Here is a 17,949-nt window from a genome sequence, read left to right as displayed (position 1 = left end):
TGGCGTCTCTCGCGAGCGCGGCTACGAGCGCCGGATCGGCGCCGGAAGCGAGCGCCACGCTCTGCCGGTCAAGGATCTCTCGGGCACGCTTGACGCGATCGGCGCGTAGGGCGCGGCTACGGCGCTGGCGGCATCGGTCGGAACACAGTTCCTGACGTCCGGCCAGCTTGCTTGTTCGGCATACGGTACAGAGCACGGCGTCGCTCCTTTCTCGGTGTCACAGAAATAGGACTGAAAAATGCCGCTCGGTTACCCGCGAGCGGTCGGGAAGTTGGTGACGGGCGGAGCATCTAACGCGGCCACGGTGCGGAGCTCACGCCCGTCGTCTCGGCGGCGGTACGCCCCTCGAAAGGGCCGCCGAGAGAGGGAGATAGCCGAGCATCGCCAGAAGGCGGCTATCCGGTTTGAGGCCGTGCTGGCCGTGAGGCACCGAGCGAAACGGCAAAGGTGGGTACATAGAGAGAGGGAGCCAGGGGGCCTGTTTTGCTCACTCCTCGGCGAAGTTTTTCTAACTGAGGAGGAGGCCGTGGGCGGCGGAATGGCAGGGCATGACGATATGACGAAACGAACGTCATCCCCTATAGGGGGTATAAGAGAGAGAGTCTTTTAGGGGAGATAGAGCATGACGTTAGAACCGTCATATCGTCATGCTTCGCCCGGTCGTCGGCGTGGACGTTTCCCGCTCGGCGCCGCACCGGCCGCCTCGGCGTGTGCTCCTAGGTAGGAGGTTGCCCCGCGAGCCCGATCTGCTCAACAACACAGTGTGAGATGTGACCAGTAGCGCTGGAGCGGGGGGCCGCTTGGCGCCACGAAAAAGGCCCCGCCGTTGCTGGCAGGGCCTTTCAGGGTGTTTACACGCGGTCAATCGTCGGGGTGCGGGTCGAGGCGCTCCTCCTCGGCGCGGACGACGCGCTCGGCGTCCACTAGGAGCCAGCGGCGGAAGTCCTCGGCGTCGGGTTGATAGCTGCCCTCGAAGGGCTGGCCGCCGCCGTGGATGCGGTCGCGGGCGTGGTTGGGTTCAGTCGTCGTAACTCGCCTCCTCGGCGTCGGGGTTCAGGTGGGTCGCGAGCTTGTGCTCGATCCAGACGCGGGAAATGTCGCGGCCGGGACGGATCTCGATGTAGAAGAGGGCGCGGATAATCTCGCGCTGACGGTCGAGGTCGAGGGCGTCGAAGCGTTCGAGGACGGTCGCCTTCATCTCGGCGAACTCGTGCATGGTCGCCGTGGGCTGGACTAGGAGCCCTTGGGCAATTTCGAGCAATGCCGAGGCGGCGCCCTTCTCGGTGCGGGCGCGTTCGAGTGCGGCCTCGATAGCCTCGCGGGCGGCCTTCAGTTCGATCAGTTTCTCGCGGGCCACCTTCGGCGGCACGAGCCCGTCCTCGCGGTCGGCGAGCACGGCGGCCACGTCGGCGGCGTTCTTCTCGTGGGCGGCGATCAGGGCGGCGACGTTGGTGCCGTTGCCTGACGCCGGGAAGAGGCCGGGGCCTCCTGCGATAAACGTCTTGGCGAGCTCGTCGCGGACGCGGGCCTCTAGACGGTCCTTTGTGATGGACGTGTGGCCCGCCGATACGCGGCAAAGGTAGGTCCGCATGTAGAAGATCGGGGCGCCGCACACGCCGCAGTTGGACAGGCCGCTGAGCAGGTGCTTAGGCTTCGGGCCGGGGCTCGTCGTGCGGGACGGGTCACGGAGGATCGCGGCGACTTCGGAGGCCAGGGACTCCTCGACAATCGGTGTAACGACATCGGAGGCGATCACTTCGCCAAGGTAGGTGACCTTTCCCGCGTAATGTGGATTTAGCAGGACGTCGCGTACTCGCACGGCGGTCCATGGACGGCCGGTGACGGTGGTATATCCCTCAGCGCTGAGCGTCATTGCGAGAGAGCGGACGGAGCCGCCGGTGGCGACGTGATCGAACATGCGCCGGACGGCCACAGCCTCGGACTCTCGCGGCGTGATGCCGTCGGTTTCATAGCCGAAACGGCGACGGCCGGGAACGGGGCGGCCCTTGGCCGTGCGGGCTTCGTTGGCTCGCTTCTGGCGCTCGGACTTGCGGCGGACCTCGAAGCGGGCGATACCGGCGAGCATGGTCGCGCGGAACTCGCCGTCGGCTGTCGTGAGGTCAATCTCGCCGTCGACGGTCAGCACGCGGGCGCCGGATTCGGTAATGGCGATCAGGTCGCGGGTTGAACGGAGGAGTCGGTCGAGGTCGACGGCTACGACGACGTCGAGGGAGCCGTGACGAAGGTCGCCGAGCATCTGATGCCATGCGGTGCCGGGGCCGCGCTCCTTGGCGGCGGACGTGTCGTTGTCCTGATACTCGCGAGCGACCGTCCAGCCTCGGGCCTCGATCAGGGCGCGACAGCGCTTGCGCTGATTGGCGATGCCCTCTTTGACGTCTTCCGACTGGCGGGCATATATGGCGGCGGTGGTCACTGGCGCTCCTCTTCTCGGCGTCGTTTACACGACTCATGTATTCTACGTTTCTGCCAGCGGAACAGACTCATCGCGGCCCTGTCAGCAGTGACGGTGGTGGTGGAAGCCCGCTGGCGCTCCGGAGCGTTGAATACGGCCCATCATGCGGAAACCCTCGGGCGGGCGGTGGGCGCCGTTCCGGGCTCCGTTCACAGCGCCAATTCGGCAGGCTGCCACCGGCTGCTCCGGGAGGGAGGCGCCGTCTGCGTCACTGACGCCGCCGAAGTCGCTGAGCTGGCCTCGCCCAGCGGGGAAGCACTCGTCGAGCCCAGAGCGAGTCGCTCGGCCGATCACGACGGGCTGACCTTGGAGGACCTGATCCTTCTCGATGCCCTCCCGCTGAGGACCACAAGTTCCGTGGATAAACTCTGTGCTGTCGCCGGGCTGAGTCCGGAATCAGTGCGCGCGGGACTGGGCAGGCTGGGGCTGCTGGGGCTTGCCGCCGCCGAGAGGGGAGGATGGAAGCGGGCCAAGGAATCCTGCTGATATGAATGGGCGCCGGATTCACCGCAGTTTACTGTGTCCGTCCCTGATTATGGGCCGAATGCTGGGAAAGTAGGAACGTGGAGAATCAGAAACTGCCCCCGGCGCTGGAAGAAGCAATCGGCAGTTTTGGCAGGTACCTCGAAGGCGAACGCGCAAGGTCAGCCCACACCATGCGGGCCTACATCTCGGACCTTCGAAGCCTCTTGGAGTACGCCGCCTCCGAAGACATCACCGATCTTCCCGGACTTGAGCTGGGGACGTTGCGGCGCTGGCTTGGGGCACAGAGCCAGGCCGGGATGTCCCGCTCCACACTGGCCCGGAGGTCGGCCACAGCGCGGTCCTTCACCGCATGGGCTATGCGGGAGGAGATCATCCACACCGACCCTGCCTTGCGGCTCCGTGCCCCGCGGACGGAAAAGTCACTTCCCGGGGTGCTGCAGTCTCAGCAGATCGCCAGGCTGCTGGGCGGCCTGGAGAGGGCAGCGGCTGACGGCTCGCCGTTGGCTGTCCGGAACCGTGCCATGGTGGAGCTCCTGTATGCCACCGGCCTGCGGGTTGGGGAACTCGCAGGGATGGACGTGGATGACCTCAACCCGGACCGTCGCACCCTCCGCGTGGTGGGCAAGGGCAATAAGGAACGCACCGTTCCCTATGGTGTCCCCGCTGCCGTCGCCGTCGACGACTGGCTCCGCCGCGGAAGGCCCGTGCTGGCCAAGGAGCGCAGCGGGCCCGCCCTGTTCCTGGGCTCCCGGGGCAACAGGGTGGACCAGCGCCAGGTCCGGGCGGTCGTGAAGGACCTGCTGGAGGCCCTGGGGGACACCTCCGCCACAGGACCGCATGCCCTCCGCCACTCGGCAGCCACGCACCTGCTGGACGGGGGTGCGGACCTGCGGGCGGTCCAGGAAATTCTAGGGCACAGCAGCTTGGCCACCACCCAAATCTACACCCACGTATCAGTGGACCGGCTCAGGAAGAGCTACCAGCAGGCACACCCACGGGCCTGACGAGGGGGCGTGGGAACCGGGTCATGCTGGCAGGGACAGCCGCGTGCACTCCTCCCACAACCGCTTCCGTGCCTCCGGATCCGAACCCATGCCAGGTGTCGGCAGTTCCTTGCGCTTCGCCCAGAACTTACCCGTGACCGCCGCCGCGTCCGGGGAGGTCGCGAGCCACACAGGGGTGTCGGCGCCCTTCTCGGCGGACGCACCGAACGTATTCGTCATCAGGCGGAACGGGCCGCCCACGTCCTGGAGCAGTGCCGTGTGCTTGACGAGCCCCGGGTGGACGGCGTTCACCACCACGCCTGACCCGCGCAGTCGCTCAGCGAGCTCTTGGGTTAAAAGAACGCGGGCAAGCATCGTAGGGGGCGTCGCCCGCATGAAGCTGTATTTGGCCTTGGCAGTCTGGAGGTCGTCGAAGTCGAGCTTCGTGGCCCAGGGTCCATTCGAGTACCTGGACGCGATGTTCACGATCCGCGACGCCTTCAATGGGCCTGCCGGGACATTGGGGACTTCGGAGTCTGCGCCTCGCGCTGCGGCTATCTTGAGGGGGTCCAGGAGCACGTTCGTGAGTAGGAAGTAGCCCATCACGTTTGTGGCGAACGTAAGCTCGAGACCGTCGGCAGTCTCGTGACGTTCCTTTCGGAACACGCCTGCAGCGTTGACCATTACGTCCAGCTTGTCGTGGCGGGAAAGGAACTCGTGGCCCGCGTTGCGGATTGATGCCTGGCTTGAGAGGTCGCAGGCAAGTGGCTCCAGCTTTGCGGCCGGGATGGCCGCCCGGATGTCACGCATCGCATCTTCGGCCCGCTCCTGCGACCGTCCAACGACCACGACGTTCGCGCCTCCGCGCGCCAGCGCTGCAGCGATCGCCTTCCCAAGGCCTCCGGTCGCGCCGGTGACGAGCGCCACGCGTCTATCCATTGAGGGCACGGTTATCGCCCGGCCTTGAAAGCATTGATGATCAGGGGTGATCCGAAACGCAGAATCCGTGAGCCCGTCATGCAGTCATGGTACATCCGGAGCCATTTCTGTAGACAGCGTCCCACAGAGTCCCGCGCCCGTGAGGCAGAAATGCGTACCCGCACGTTGATATGGTGAATTGCACTGGCGTAATTAGGCGGTGTACGGCACAATAAGAGTCACGTCCGGCAACTTTCAAGTGTCGCTTGAAGCTCAATCGCTTCGCGCGTCACGGCAAGTCCGGACACAGCTTAATAATCAGGCAGGGAATCGGCGCCGTGAGGGAGACGGCACAGGACAGTTCCATCCAGGCAGAGGTCGTTGGGGAAGACGTACCTACAGCTATGGAGGATGGAATGTCTGCTGCAATGACCCGCGGTGTGTTGTTCGTGCACTCGGCCCCTACCGCACTGTGCCCGCATGTCGAGTGGGCCATCGGATCCGTCGTGGACAAGCGGACGGATCTTGAGTGGACCCCTCAGCCTGCCGCGCCCGGAATGTTCCGGGCCGAGCTCTCCTGGACGGGTATTCCAGGCACGGGATCGCAGCTGGCATCGGCACTCCGCGGCTGGGCACATCTCCGCTACGAGGTCACCGAGGAACCGAGCCAGGGCGTGGACGGAGGCCGCTGGTCCCACACGCCCGAGCTGGGCATCTTCCATGCCGTGACGGACGTCCACGGCAACATCATGGTGTCAGAGGACAGGATCCGTTACGCCTACGAGTCCGGCGCCGGCGATCCCTCTGCCGTCTACCACGAGCTGTCCCTGGCACTCGGAGAGGCCTGGGACGAAGAGCTCGAGCCCTTCCGGCATGCTGCCGAGGGCGCTCCCGTGCGCTGGCTGCACCAGGTGGGCTGACCGCCGTCGACCGTTCAGCCGTCGATGGTCCATCCGTCGACCGTCCAGCCGTCGGCTATCCCCACCCTTCGGCGCCTTGTCGTCTGGCGTCCGCACACAGCAAGACCCCATAGCAAAAGAGGAGGCACCGCCACTGGCGGTGCCTCCTCTTTCAGGTGGAGTGCTAGATGCTCCGCACAGCGATGACGGCGTTGTGCCCGCCGAAGCCGAACGAGTTGCTCAGCGCCACGATGTTGCCGGCGGGCAGGTCGCGGGCAGAGGTGACGACGTCGAGCGGGATCTCCGGATCCTGGTTTTCGAGGTTGATGGTGACCGGAGCCTTGCGTTCATAAACCGCGAGTACGGTGAGGACCGCCTCCACGGCGCCTGAGGCACCCAGGAGGTGGCCCATCTGCGACTTGGTGGCAGAGACTGCCACATGATCGATATGGGTGCCCAGGGCGGCACGCAGCGCAGTGTACTCGGGTTTGTCGCCCACGGGAGTGGATGTTGCGTGGGCATTGACGTGCACAACGTCTTCAGCCTGGATCCGGCCGTCGAACATCGCAGCCTTCAGCGCCCGGGTTGCGCCGAGGCCCGCGGGGTCCGGGGCCGTGATGTGGTACGCGTCTGCGGTGACGGACGTACCGGCGAGCTCGCCGTAAATGCGGGCGCCGCGGGCCAGGGCGTGTTCCTCGGCCTCGAGGACCAGGGCACCGGCGCCTTCGCCCATGACAAAGCCATCGCGGTCACGATCGTAAGGACGCGAGGCGCCCTGCGGATCGTCGTTCCGGCGAGAGAGGGCCTGCATGGATGCGAACGCCGCGAGGGGCATGGGGTGGATAGCCGCCTCGGCGCCGCCGCACATGACAACGTCAGCTTTGCCCGACCGGATCATATCCAGGCCAAGGTGCAGGGCTTCGGTTCCGGAGGCGCAGGCGGAGACGGGGGTGTGGGCACCGGCACGGGCGCCAAGGTCGAGGCTGACCGCCGCTGCTACGCCGTTGGGCATCAGCATGGGCACCGTCATGGGAAGAACACGCCTGGGTCCCTTTTCCTTCAGGGTGTCCCACGCGTCCAGGAGGGTCCAGACGCCTCCGATGCCGGTAGCGAAGGCGACAGCCAGGCGGTCGTGGTCGATCTCTGTGATACCGGAGTCTGCCCAAGCCTCGCGGGAGGCGATCACGCCGAACTGGGTTGACGGATCCATCCGCTTGGCCTCAACCCGGCCCAGGACCTCGAGGGCGGGAGTGCTGCAACGTGCCGCGAAGTGGACGGGAAGCTCATACTTGGAAACCCAGTCATCCTCCAGGGTGCGGGCACCGGAGACCCCCTTAAGCGCGTTCCTCCACATAGTGGGTACGTCTCCGCCGATGGGCGTGGTGGCACCCAGACCGGTAATGACTACTTTGCGTGTCATGGGATTACTCTCTGTCGGTGGGCAGGCCGTGTCCGGTTGTCTCCGGCGGTCCCGCGTGAGGGGTGTGCGGCATCTGACTGCCGGTGTGGATGCGGTGGACTGCCGGTCCGGTGAAAAGAACCGGACCGGCAGTCCAGCCAGCCGTAAGTGGCTGGAGCCTTGGTCAGGCCTGGGCGCCGGCGATGAAGCTGACGGCGTCTCCTACGGTCTTGAGGTTCTTGACCTCTTCATCGGGGATGCGCACGCCGAACTTCTCTTCAGCGTTGACCACGATGGTCATCATGGAGATGGAGTCGATGTCCAGGTCCTCGGTGAAGGACTTGTCCGACTCCACAGCCTCAGGGGCCAGGCCGGTCTCTTCGTTGACGATTTCAGCCAAACCGGCCAGGATCTCTTCGTTGCTAGCCATTGATGGCTCCTTTTCTTGTTATTGCCGGCAGGGGCTGCCGGAAACGGTGCAGACCGCGGATGCGGGCTGGATTGGGGCGTTCCTAGGGAAGGACGATTACCTGGGCACCGAACACCAGGCCGGCGCCGAAGCCGATCTGGAGGGCGAGGCCGCCGCTGAGCCCAGGGTTCTCCTGGAGCAGGCGGTGGGTGGCGAGGGGGATGGAGGCAGCCGAGGTGTTTCCAGCGTCGGCGATGTCCCGGGCAACGGTGACGGTCTCTGGAAGCTGAAGCTTCTTGACCATTTCATCGATGATGCGCATGTTGGCCTGGTGGGGGATGAAGGCGACAAGGTCCTCGGCGCGGATTCCGGCGGCGTCGAGGGCTTGCTGGGCCACCTTGGCCATTTCCCACACGGCCCAGCGGAAGACGGTCTGTCCGTCCTGACGGAGGGTGGGCCAGAGGTCCTGCGCCGCCGAGATAATGGCCAGGTCATCTGATTCGTCGGCCTGGCGGGCGGAGGCACTGAGGTCCCGGACGTCAAGCATGGAGCGTGTCATGCCGATCGCATCCCATTTGCTGCCATCCGAACCCCATACCGAGGGGCCGATTCCAGGGGCGTCGGAGGGGCCGATCACTACGGCGCCGGCGCCGTCGCCGAGAAGGAACGAAATGGTCCGCTCATGGTTGTCGATCACGTCGGAAAGCTTCTCCGCGCCCACCACCAGGACGTAGTCGGCTGCGCCGGAGCGGACAAGTGCGTCGCCCTGGGCGATGCCGTAGCAGTACCCGGCGCAGGCTGCCGAGATGTCAAAGGCCGGAGCGGGAGTGGCTCCGAGGCGGTCAGCGAGGCTGGCGGCCGCCGACGGCGTGGCGTAGGGGTGGGTGACCGTGGAGACGATGACGGCCCCCAGCTGGGAAGCCTCGATTCCTGCCTTCAGCAGTGCCTCCCGCGCCGCACCTTCGGCCATGTCGATGACGCTGACATCGGCCGGGGCGCGATGGCGCGTGACGATTCCGGTGCGCTGGCGGATCCATTCGTCTGAGGAATCGATCCACTGGCAGACATCGTCATTGGTCACGATGATATCCGGGCGGTAAGCGCCGATTCCGAGGACCCGGGTGTGCTCGTTGACGGGGGCCTGTTTCAGTGTGGGAACGCTCATGCGTTGCCCTCCAATTCTGCGAAGAGTGCCAGGGCTGCAGCGAGGTCGGCCGGGGTTTTGACGGCGACCGTCTTTACGCCCGGCATCCCGCGCTTGGCGAGGCCGGCCAGGGTGCCGGCCGGAGCCAGTTCGATGACACCGGTGACGCCGCGCTGAACCAGCGTTTCCATGCAGAGGTCCCAGCGGACGGGGCGGGACACCTGGGCTATCAGGCTGTCCACGGCAGCAGCGCCGTCGATGACCTCGCGGCCGTCGAAGTTGGAGAGCAGGGGAACCTGCGGCTTCTGCGGCTTGAGCTCCGGCTGCAGTGCCTCGAGGGCGCTGACTGCGGGTGACATATGGGCGGTGTGGAAGGCGCCGGCCACCTTGAGGGGAATGACCCGTGCTTTGGCGGGAGGATTGTCTGCCAGCGACTGAAGCTGTTCAAAGGTTCCCGCGGCCACGGTCTGGCCCGCACCATTGACATTGGCCGGCGTTGCGCCGGAGGCCTCGATGGCGGCCAGGACTTCGGCCGGGTCCCCGCCCACCACGGCGCTCATGCCGGTAGGGGCCACGGCAGCAGCAGCGGCCATGCCGTTGGCCCGCTCCCGTACGAAGGTCATGGCCTCCTGCTCGGTGAGGACCTCCGCGAGGGCGGACGCCGTGATCTCACCGACCGAGTGCCCGGCAAGGACGACTGGAAGCGAGCTGAGCTCGACGTCGAACAACGAACTCGCGGTTACGAGGCCGGCCGCAACAATGAGCGGCTGCGCGACGGCGGTGTCCTTGATGGTCTCCGCGTCGGAGGTGGTCCCGTGGGCGGTCAGGTCGATGCCTGCTATCTCGCTCAGGGAGGCCAGCTGGCCTGCTACCGATGGCAGTTCCAGCCAGGGGGCCAGAAAACCCGGGGTCTGTGAGCCCTGTCCAGGGCAGACTATTGCAAGCACATGTCCAGCTTTCCAAATTAGTGTGCGATCAGCGGTGTTTCACTGCACCAAGCTCATGGGATCAGGTTGTAGGAAGTCTACAACGCATCAACTCTGGTTCCGCGCCGGATGACGCTCCGCGGGAGCTTTCGGAGGTGCAGAAAGCCGGCCCACAACGAGGGCCGCCTGGAGCACAAATGCCTCCCGGGGAAGGAGCGGGTCCCAGCCAGTGACGTCACACACGCGCTTCAGCCGGTACCTGACAGTGTTGGCGTGGACGAAAAGTTCGCGGGCGGTCGCCTCGAGGGAATGCCCCAGCTCAAGGTAGGTGCCCAGCGTCTCCACGAGCCCGTTGGAGGCCGCCACCAGCGGACGGTAGATGTTCTTGACCAGGGACCGGCGGGCGGCGTCGTCTCCGGAGATGACGCGTTCCGGCAATAGATCGTCGGCTGCCACCGGGCGTGGTGCGGACGGCCAGGCGCGGGCGGCGGTGAGACCGGCAAAGGCGGACTGTGCAGAGCCGCTGGCCTCAAGCAGGGAGCTGGCCTCAGGCCCGTAGACGACAGGCCCGGGCGCGAACATTTCGCTGAGCTTCAGGTAAGCCGTCTCGCGGTCCTGGACACCGCCCAGGATCAGGATAAGCCGGTCACCCTGGATGCCGACCAGGGCGTCCTCGGCATAGCGTCCGGCGGTCCGGCGGAGTTCGCTGACGTAGCTCGCGCTGGGTTCAGAGGGCGAATTCCCTACCATCACAGTGAAACGCTCCTGCGCTTTCCAGCCGAGGGCAGCGATCCTGGAACGCAAGGCATCCGTGTTCTCGCCGCGCAGGATGGCGTCAACGATGAGTGCTTCCAGCCGCGTATCCCACGATCCCCGGGATTCGGCAGCCCTCGCATAGACGTCCGCTGCGGCGAAGGCGACTTCGCGTGAGTAGCGCAGGACCGCTTCCCGGAGCGACGGCTGGTCAGCTTCGGGGGCAATGACAGGGACTTGGTCCTCCACGACTTCAACCACGATCCGGATGAGCTGGAGGGCCTTCTGGAGGCTGATGGACCGTGTCAGTTCCGTGGGGGCAGTGCCGAAGACATCCGTGAGGATCCACGACGGCGAACTGGGGCGTTCGTACCAGGTGACGAATGCGGCGATGCCGTTCTGTGCCACCATGCCGAGTGCCGAGCGTTCGTCGGAACTAAGCCGGCTGTACCAGGGCAGTGATTTTTCCAGCTGGCGCATTGTGGTGGTGGACAGCTGGCCCACGCTCGCCCGGAGCTTTTTCAGGGTTTCGGATTTCTCCGGCGTCGTGCCGCGCGAGGACGGCTTGCGCTTCACAGGCGGGGTGGTTGGCTCTGGCATTCTTTGAGCATACGGTGCCTGTCCACCAACCTCCATTTGTGCAAAGGCTACAACGCGGCTGGTGGTGCGTCACAGTTGTCTTCTGCCGGACGAACAGGGGACCGCAGATGACAGCAGACGACGACGGCGGCCCCCGCCTTTCGGTGAGGGCCGCCGTTATCTCTTCTCGCTGAGTTTTTGTCCCCTTATCGGGACTTCACGCCCGTTTCGGGGCAATATCTGGACAAAAACTCTGGGAGGTTCCTAGGACTCGCCGCCTGCGTTGCCGGTGGAGCCGGCATTGACATTGTGCAAACGGTACTTGTCGATCGCCTTAATAGGCGCCTGGGCGTCCACCTCACCACGGCGTGCCAGCATTTCCAGGGAACGGACCACGATGGAGTGGATGTCGTTCTTGAAGAAGCGGCGAGCCGCGGCGCGGGTGTCGGAGAAGCCGAAGCCGTCGGCGCCCAGGGACGCGAATTCGTTGGGTACGAACTGGCGGATCTGGTCCGGGACGGCTTTCATGTAGTCCGAGACTGCGACGACCGGGCCGGTGGCACCGGCGAGCTGCTGTGTCACAAACGGAACACGGGCGGTCTGGCCGGGGTTGAGGAAGGCCTCCTCTTCCGCAGCCATGCCGTCACGGCGCAGCTCGTTCCAGGATGTCACGGACCAGACGTCGGCCGAGACACCCCAGTCATCGGCGAGGAGCTGCTGTGCCTCCAGCGCCCAAGGAACCGAGACCCCGGAGGCCAGGATCTGGGTCCGGGGACCATCGATCTTTGCCGGGGCGAGCAGATAGATGCCCTTTAGGACGCCTTCGACGTCCAGTTCCTCGGGTTCGGCGGGCTGGATGATGGGCTCGTTGTAGACCGTGAGGTAGTACATCAAGTTCCGGTCTGCCGATTCCGGTCCGTACATCCGTTCGAGGCCATCGCGGATGATGTGGCCCATTTCGTACCCGTAGGCGGGGTCGTAAGTGACCACTGCCGGGTTGGTGGAAGCGAGCAGGGGGGAGTGGCCGTCAGCGTGCTGGAGGCCTTCGCCGGTGAGGGTGGTCCGGCCTGCAGTAGCGCCGATGATGAAGCCGCGGGTCATCTGATCAGCTGCGGCCCAGAACGCGTCGCCCGTGCGCTGGAAGCCGAACATGGAGTAGAAGACGTAGACCGGGACCAGAGGCACGCCGTGGGTGGCGTACGCGGTGCCGGCCGCGGTGAACGCCGCGACAGCGCCGGCTTCGTTGATGCCGGGGTGGATAAGCTGGCCGGCGGGGGATTCCTTGTAGGCCAGCACGAGATCCCGGTCCACGGAGAGGTAGTTCTGGCCCTTGGGGTTGTAGATCTTCGCGGTCGGGAAGAACGCGTCCATGCCGAAGGTCCGGGCCTCGTCGGGGATGATCGGGGCGATGTGCTTGCCGAAGTTCTTGTCCCGCATCAGTTCTTTCAGGAGCCGGACAAACGCCATGGTCGTGGCGGCCTGCTGCTTCCCGGACCCGCGTTTGGCGACCTCGTAGGTCTTGGCGTCGGGCAGTTCGATGCCCTGGTGCTTGGCGCGGCGCTCCGGGACGGCCCCGCCGAGGGCGGAGCGCCGTTCCATCATGTACTTGATTTCAGGGGCGCCGGTGCCGGGGTGGTAGTACGGGGGCTGGTAGGGGTCTTTTTCCAGCTGTTCGTCAGTGACCGGGATCCGCAGGTGGTCGCGGAACTTCTTCAAGTCATCGAGGGTGAGTTTCTTCATCTGGTGGGTCGCGTTGCGGCCCTCGAAGTGCGGTCCAAGTCCGTAGCCCTTGACGGTCTTGGCCAGGATCACGGTGGGTTTGCCCTTGAACTCGGTCGCTGCCTTGTACGCGGCGTAGACCTTGCGGTAGTCGTGGCCGCCGCGCTTGAGGTTCCAGATCTGGTCATCGGTCAGGTCCGCGACGAGGTCCTTGGTCTGCGGGGTCTTGCCGAAGAAGTGCTCGCGGACGAACCCGCCGGATTCGGCCTTGTAGGTCTGGTAGTCCCCGTCGAGGGTTTCGTTCATGATCTTCACCAGCGACCCGTCGGTGTCCTTGGTGAGAAGCTCGTCCCATTCACGGCCCCAGACGACCTTGATGACGTTCCAGCCCGCACCGCGGAAGAACGCTTCGAGTTCCTGCATGATCTTGCCGTTGCCGCGCACCGGCCCGTCCAGGCGCTGGAGGTTGCAGTTGATCACGAAGTTCAGGTTGTCCAGGTTCTCGTTCGCAGCGAGCTGGAGCAGGCCGCGGGACTCGGGCTCGTCCATTTCCCCGTCGCCCAAGAACGCCCAGACCTGCTGGTCGGAGGTGTCTTTTAGCCCCCGGTTATGCAGGTACCTGTTGGACTGGGCCTGGTAGATCGCGTTCATCGGCCCGATGCCCATTGACACGGTCGGGAATTCCCAGAAGTGCGGCATCAGCCGCGGGTGCGGATACGACGAGAGGGCGTGTCCGGCGCGGGACTTCTCCTGCCGGAAGCCGTCCAGGTCCTCCTCGGACAAACGCCCCTCCATGAATGCGCGGGCGTACATTCCCGGGGACGCGTGGCCCTGGAAGAAGACCTGGTCGCCGCCGCCCGGGTGGTCCTTGCCGCGGAAGAAGTGGTTGAAACCCACCTCATACAGCGTGGCTGCCCCGGCGTAGGTCGAGATGTGCCCGCCCACGCCGATATTGGGCCGCTGGGACCGGTGCACCATCACCGCCGCGTTCCAGCGCATGTACGCCCGGTACCGGCGCTCGAACTCCTCATTACCCGGGAACTGTGCTTCCTGGTCCACCGGGATGGTGTTCACGTAATCAGTGGTGGTCACCATGGGCACCCCGACGCTCTGCGCACCGGCACGCTGCAACAGGCTCCGCATGATGTATTGGGCACGCTCCGTGCCCCGCTCCTTGATCAACGAATCCAGGGACTCAACCCACTCGGCGGTCTCTTCCGGATCACGATCGGGCAGCTGGTCAGTCAACCCGCTAAGGATATGGGAGGTATCTTCTCCTGCAGCCACGTCCAACCTCTCTTTGCGCGCATGCATCGGCGCCCTCAGGCCGGGCAGGGTGACTGTCCGGCGTAAATGCGACGTGTGCGACGTATCGGTTACAACAGCCCGGTCATGTGCGCCGGGCAGGGTCCTATCACGCCTATGTCTGCCTTGAGTTCCAGGGCGGTCGCCCCGCAGGCATAGTTGTCATGAGTCACTCTAACTCTGACCGCAGTGCGATGCGTAGCCGCGTCCGTGGCACCCCTGTTGTATTTCGCCCTCATAATGGTTGTGTGACGAAAAGCCGCTGCGATGTGGGTTGCGGGCGCAGGATGTGACGCAGAATATGGCGGATCGCGGTGCCGGCAGCTTGAAGCGCAGGCACAAAGGGTGTTGGCTTGGAGTAATGGAAATCACTATGCGCACTGCATGTATTAGGCATTGGAGGAACACGTGAGCGAGGCCGACGCCGCCACTTCGGTAAATGTGGCGGAAAAATTGGGTTTCAAAAACGGGGATCTGATTCAGGAGTTCGGTTACGACGACGACGTCGATTTCGACTTACGTGACGATATTGAGGAACTCACGGGTTCCGAACTCCTTGATGAGGACGACCACGACGTCGTGGACGCTGTTATTTTTTGGTGGCGGGACCGCGACGGCGATCTTGTCGACACCCTTGTTGATTCATTGACGACACTCGGAGAGGGTGGCGTGGTCTGGGTGCTGACACCCAAGTCCGGCCGTTCCGGCTACGTGTCGCCGGCCGAGATCCAGGAAGCGGCCCCTACAGCCGGGCTTCACTGCACCACATCGGTGGGCGTCTCCAAGGACTGGAGCGCAACGCGGCTGGTGACCAGGAAGAACAAGTGACATCAGCCCTCACCGGGACGGTTGCCAGCCAGGGAGTTGTCCCCGCAGTCGGGCAGTCTGCTCCTGATTTTGAACTCACCAACCAGTTCGGCGAACCGATCAGTCTGTCATCGTTCCGTGGAAAAAACGTGGTGGTGGTGTTCTACCCCTTCGCGTTCTCCGGCATCTGCACTGGGGAACTATGCGAAATCAGAGACAACCTTGCTTCCTTCGAAGACGCCAACGCCACCGTCCTTGCCATCTCGGTGGACAGCAAGTTCAGCCTGAGGGCCTATGCGGAGAAGGAAGCCTACGGCTTTGACCTGTTGGCTGACTTCTGGCCGCATGGGGCCGTGGCCAGGGCTTATGGCGTTTTCGACCCTGAGAGCGGAATGGCGCGGCGGGGAACCTTCATCATCGACGAAGCCGGCATAATCCGCTATGTCGTGGTGAACCCCCGTGGCCAGGCACGCGAGCTGGCTGAGTACCGCAGCGCTCTGGCGGGCCTGGGACCGGCCTGACTCCGGATGGAACAGAAACGGCATGGCGTCGGACTTACAGGCTTCGCCAGCATGCCGGCCGTCAGCCCTGCCGCCCCATCGGACCGGGATCTCGAAGCATTGAAAAGAATCCGCGACCTCCTGGCCGGAAAGCGCATAGCGCTGCTGACGGGCGCGGGGCTGAGCACAGACTCAGGCATTCCGGATTACCGCGGACCCGGCTCCCTGCCGCGTTCGCCCATGACCTACCAGGAGTTCGTCCGCGACGCGGCCAGCCGCCAGCGATACTGGGCGCGGAACCACGTCGGCTGGTCCCACCTGCGGCACGCCGATCCGAACCCGGGGCACCGCGCGGCGGCCGAAATGGAGCGCCGCGGGCTGCTCTCCGGCGTCATCACCCAGAACGTGGACCGGCTGCACGAGGATGCCGGCAGCTTCAATGTGGTGGACCTCCATGGCCGGTACGACCAGGTGGTGTGCCTCGACTGCGGGCGGACCTACTCCCGGCATCTTCTTGCTGCGGTGCTGGAGGAGCTCAACCCGGGGTTTCTGGAGCAGGCTACACAGTCCGGACTGGTGGAAATGGCACCCGACGCCGACGCCACCGTGGAGGACCGCGCGCTGATCAGCAGTTTTGTGGTCGCCGTCTGCCCCGCCTGCGGGGGGACACTGAAACCGGATTTCGTCTACTTCGGCGAAAACGTGCCCAAAGACCGCGTTGAGCGGTCATACGCGATAGTGGACGACGCCGGTGCGATGCTGGTTGCTGGGTCGTCGCTGACAGTGATGAGCGGGCTCAGGTTCGTCCGGCACGCCGCGAAGGACGGGAAGCCAGTCGTCATCATCAACCGGGGCGAAACCCGCGGGGACGACCGGGCAACGATCAAGCTGGATGCCGGCGTGAGCGAATCCCTGACCTGGTTGGCCGCCGAACTGCCGCCCCTTTAGGCTCTGCGCCGATTGGCATTTGGTCCCGCTGTTCGGGTAGAGTCTATGTTCGTTGGTTGAAGCGTGGAGAACGCGCGAGCCGGCACTTTGGGTCTTTAGCTCAGCTGGTAGAGCGCCACGTTTACACCGTGGATGTCATCGGTTCGATCCCGGTAGGACCCACAGACGAAACCCCGTTGTTCCAGGTCCATGAGGCTGGAGCGGCGGGGTTTTTGCGCCGCAGGACCGCTTCCGCCGGCGGGCCTGACGGGCTGCTCGAGGGTTGCCCCTAATTGTCCGTGCCGCTGCCTACTGTTTCGGGTATGGAACATGTGGTGGTGAAAACGGCAGCAAACGGAATGCCGACGGCGGTGGTCAGCAACGGCCGCGAATGGGCCGTAGGTGCCGAGACGGTCAGATGGTTTGAGCGGGTGCGGTGGTGGGAGGCCCAGCGCAGGATGCCCCGGGGCCTCAGCCGGGTTGATGTCGAGGTCCTGCAGGTCCAGGTCCGGCTGGGAAACAACGCGAGGTCAGCCCTGACCACCATGCTGCTCGAGCGGGACGGTCTTGGCGGCGGCTGGAGGCTAAGGGAGTCCGTGGCGGACGTCGCCTGACTACCCGGAATCCCGGGCATTGGAAAACCCTCCACCGCGACTATTGGGGGATGCCGCGGTGGAGGGTCTGAAATGAATATACCGTGAACTTCCTGAAACAAAAAACACCACAACCATCCCCCCTGAAATGTTGCGCAGCACACACACCGTGCTTCCAACCGGACTAGCCATTAGGATGGTCGTTGTTCACTGGAATGAACGATAGATGCAGAAGAGCAATTGCGCCCGCTACTAAGGAGAATCATGGCAGATTCCCGCACTTCCCGAACCTCCGAGGGGCTGGGAAGCGCGTCACCGGCGCCAGCTGTCACCCGGGCGGCTGCGGTGATGGAGGCGCTTGCCACGTCAGCGACGGGGAGGCTGACGTTGAGTGATCTTGCCCGCGAATTGGGCATCCCAAAGTCTTCAACGTCGAATCTGCTGTTGGCCCTCGAGGAGGCCCGGCTCATCAACCGGCAGGGAGCCGAGTTCACCCTGGGCCGCAAGCTAGTGGAACTAGGGGCCGCTTACCTCAGCCGGCTCGACGAGGTGCAGGAGTTCTACCGCTACTGTGAACAGGCGCCCACACTTTCCGGCGAGACGGTCCGCATTGCCATGCTTGACGGGACCAACGTGATCTACCTGGCGCGTTATGAGGGCCATCCAGCCGTCCGGCTTACGTCCAACATTGGCGATAAGATGCCCGTTTCGCTGTGTGCGGTGGGCAAGGCGCTGGTGGCGCGCCTGCACGATCACGATATTGAGAGCATGTTCCCGGATGATGCCGCGCTTCCGGTACTCACCCCGAAGTCGCTGAGGACCGGTGCCGAGCTTAAGTTCCAGTTGAACACCATCCGGGCTCAGGGATATGCCTTCGAAGATGAGGAATCAACGACGGGTGTGGTCTGCCTGGCCGTCTCGGTGCCTACCCGGGGCGCACACGGCCCCAGCCTCGGCCTGTCCGTCACGGCCCTGAAGGCAACCTACTCGCCCGAGCAGGGCTCGTTGATGGTGAAGGAACTGAAGGAACTAGCCCGCTCACTGGGCAATCCCATGGGCTGACGCCCCTTTGGTGTTATTTGCACGAGCTTCACTGCAATGCGTGACGCCCTCTTGCGGCCTGTTCAAC

15 protein-coding genes, 1 tRNA gene and 1 pseudogene are annotated in these 17,949 nt (G+C 64.6%); 9 read left to right on the top strand and 8 right to left on the bottom strand.

The features are described from left to right. Positions 1-1,018: 1,018 nt before the first annotated feature. Complete coding sequence (locus tag J7E83_RS21060; RefSeq protein WP_214959872.1) at positions 1,019-2,434, bottom strand: recombinase family protein; 1,416 nt, start codon at positions 2,432-2,434, stop codon at positions 1,019-1,021. A 45-nt stretch (positions 2,435-2,479) separates the two neighbouring features. Between J7E83_RS21060 and J7E83_RS05700 the strand changes: the two are divergent. Together J7E83_RS05700 and J7E83_RS05695 are read left to right on the top strand one after the other, a co-directional pair. Beyond that, positions 2,480-2,959, top strand: a pseudogene (locus J7E83_RS05700) (DNA-processing protein DprA); the annotation flags it as partial. A gap of 77 nt (positions 2,960-3,036) precedes the next feature. Then, complete coding sequence (locus tag J7E83_RS05695) at positions 3,037-3,963, top strand: tyrosine recombinase XerC (RefSeq protein ID WP_214959870.1); 927 nt, start codon at positions 3,037-3,039, stop codon at positions 3,961-3,963. A gap of 21 nt (positions 3,964-3,984) precedes the next feature. On the opposite strand, the gene J7E83_RS05690 is transcribed toward J7E83_RS05695, so the two are convergent. Then, on the bottom strand, positions 3,985-4,881 hold the full coding sequence (locus J7E83_RS05690) for an SDR family NAD(P)-dependent oxidoreductase (RefSeq protein WP_214959868.1): 897 nt from the start codon (positions 4,879-4,881) through the stop codon (positions 3,985-3,987). 395 nt (positions 4,882-5,276) lie between these two features. On the opposite strand from J7E83_RS05690, the gene J7E83_RS05685 reads away from it, so the two are divergent. Next, positions 5,277-5,780, top strand: coding sequence for a DUF3145 domain-containing protein (locus J7E83_RS05685; protein ID WP_214959866.1), 504 nt, complete (start codon positions 5,277-5,279; stop codon positions 5,778-5,780). 163 nt (positions 5,781-5,943) lie between these two features. Here J7E83_RS05685 and J7E83_RS05680 read toward each other — a convergent pair whose 3' ends face one another. The 6 genes from J7E83_RS05680 to aceE all read right to left on the bottom strand — a co-directional run bounded on the left by J7E83_RS05680 (position 5,944) and on the right by aceE (position 14,002). Then, on the bottom strand, positions 5,944-7,179 hold the full coding sequence (locus J7E83_RS05680) for a beta-ketoacyl synthase (RefSeq protein ID WP_214959864.1): 1,236 nt from the start codon (positions 7,177-7,179) through the stop codon (positions 5,944-5,946). A gap of 163 nt (positions 7,180-7,342) precedes the next feature. Beyond that, positions 7,343-7,588, bottom strand: a complete 246-nt coding sequence (locus J7E83_RS05675; RefSeq protein ID WP_214959861.1) for an acyl carrier protein — start codon at positions 7,586-7,588, stop codon at positions 7,343-7,345. 82 nt (positions 7,589-7,670) lie between these two features. Continuing rightward, complete coding sequence (locus J7E83_RS05670; protein ID WP_214959859.1) at positions 7,671-8,732, bottom strand: beta-ketoacyl-ACP synthase III; 1,062 nt, start codon at positions 8,730-8,732, stop codon at positions 7,671-7,673. Further along, complete coding sequence (locus J7E83_RS05665; RefSeq protein WP_214959857.1) at positions 8,729-9,658, bottom strand: ACP S-malonyltransferase; 930 nt, start codon at positions 9,656-9,658, stop codon at positions 8,729-8,731. The genes J7E83_RS05670 and J7E83_RS05665 overlap by 4 nt, the downstream gene beginning before the upstream one ends. An 87-nt stretch (positions 9,659-9,745) precedes the next feature. Then, positions 9,746-10,990, bottom strand: coding sequence for a CdaR family transcriptional regulator (locus J7E83_RS05660; protein ID WP_214959855.1), 1,245 nt, complete (start codon positions 10,988-10,990; stop codon positions 9,746-9,748). 243 nt (positions 10,991-11,233) lie between these two features. Then, positions 11,234-14,002 carry a pyruvate dehydrogenase (acetyl-transferring), homodimeric type gene (aceE, locus tag J7E83_RS05655; protein WP_214959853.1) on the bottom strand — a complete coding sequence of 923 codons (2,769 nt, stop codon included), beginning with the start codon at positions 14,000-14,002 and terminating at the stop codon, positions 11,234-11,236. Positions 14,003-14,401: 399 nt separating this feature from the next. Here aceE and J7E83_RS05650 point away from each other — a divergent pair, with 399 nt between their 5' ends. The 6 genes from J7E83_RS05650 to J7E83_RS05625 all read left to right on the top strand — a co-directional run bounded on the left by J7E83_RS05650 (position 14,402) and on the right by J7E83_RS05625 (position 17,882). After that, a complete protein-coding gene (locus J7E83_RS05650; protein ID WP_214959852.1) occupies positions 14,402-14,821 on the top strand; it encodes a DUF3052 domain-containing protein in 420 nt (139 codons plus the stop codon). After that, on the top strand, positions 14,818-15,321 hold the full coding sequence (locus J7E83_RS05645) for a peroxiredoxin (protein WP_214959850.1): 504 nt from the start codon (positions 14,818-14,820) through the stop codon (positions 15,319-15,321). The genes J7E83_RS05650 and J7E83_RS05645 overlap by 4 nt, the downstream gene beginning before the upstream one ends. A 6-nt stretch (positions 15,322-15,327) precedes the next feature. Further along, positions 15,328-16,248 (top strand): NAD-dependent protein deacetylase, encoded by a 921-nt coding sequence (locus J7E83_RS05640; protein WP_214959848.1) that lies wholly within the window; start codon positions 15,328-15,330, stop codon positions 16,246-16,248. A gap of 89 nt (positions 16,249-16,337) precedes the next feature. Beyond that, positions 16,338-16,410: transfer RNA gene (locus J7E83_RS05635), tRNA-Val, on the top strand. Positions 16,411-16,550: 140 nt separating this feature from the next. After that, entirely contained in the window at positions 16,551-16,841 is a 291-nt protein-coding gene (locus J7E83_RS05630) for a hypothetical protein (protein ID WP_214959846.1), read from the top strand. Between the two features lie 243 nt (positions 16,842-17,084). Beyond that, positions 17,085-17,882: an IclR family transcriptional regulator gene (locus J7E83_RS05625; protein WP_214959844.1), complete on the top strand. Its 798-nt coding sequence runs from the start codon at positions 17,085-17,087 to the stop codon at positions 17,880-17,882. The last annotated feature ends 67 nt before the right edge of the window (positions 17,883-17,949 follow it).

This window comes from Arthrobacter sp. ISL-48, assembly GCF_018613805.1.
Classification (GTDB): Bacteria; Actinomycetota; Actinomycetes; order Actinomycetales; family Micrococcaceae; genus Arthrobacter.
This window is presented reverse-complemented; position numbering and strand designations above follow the sequence as displayed.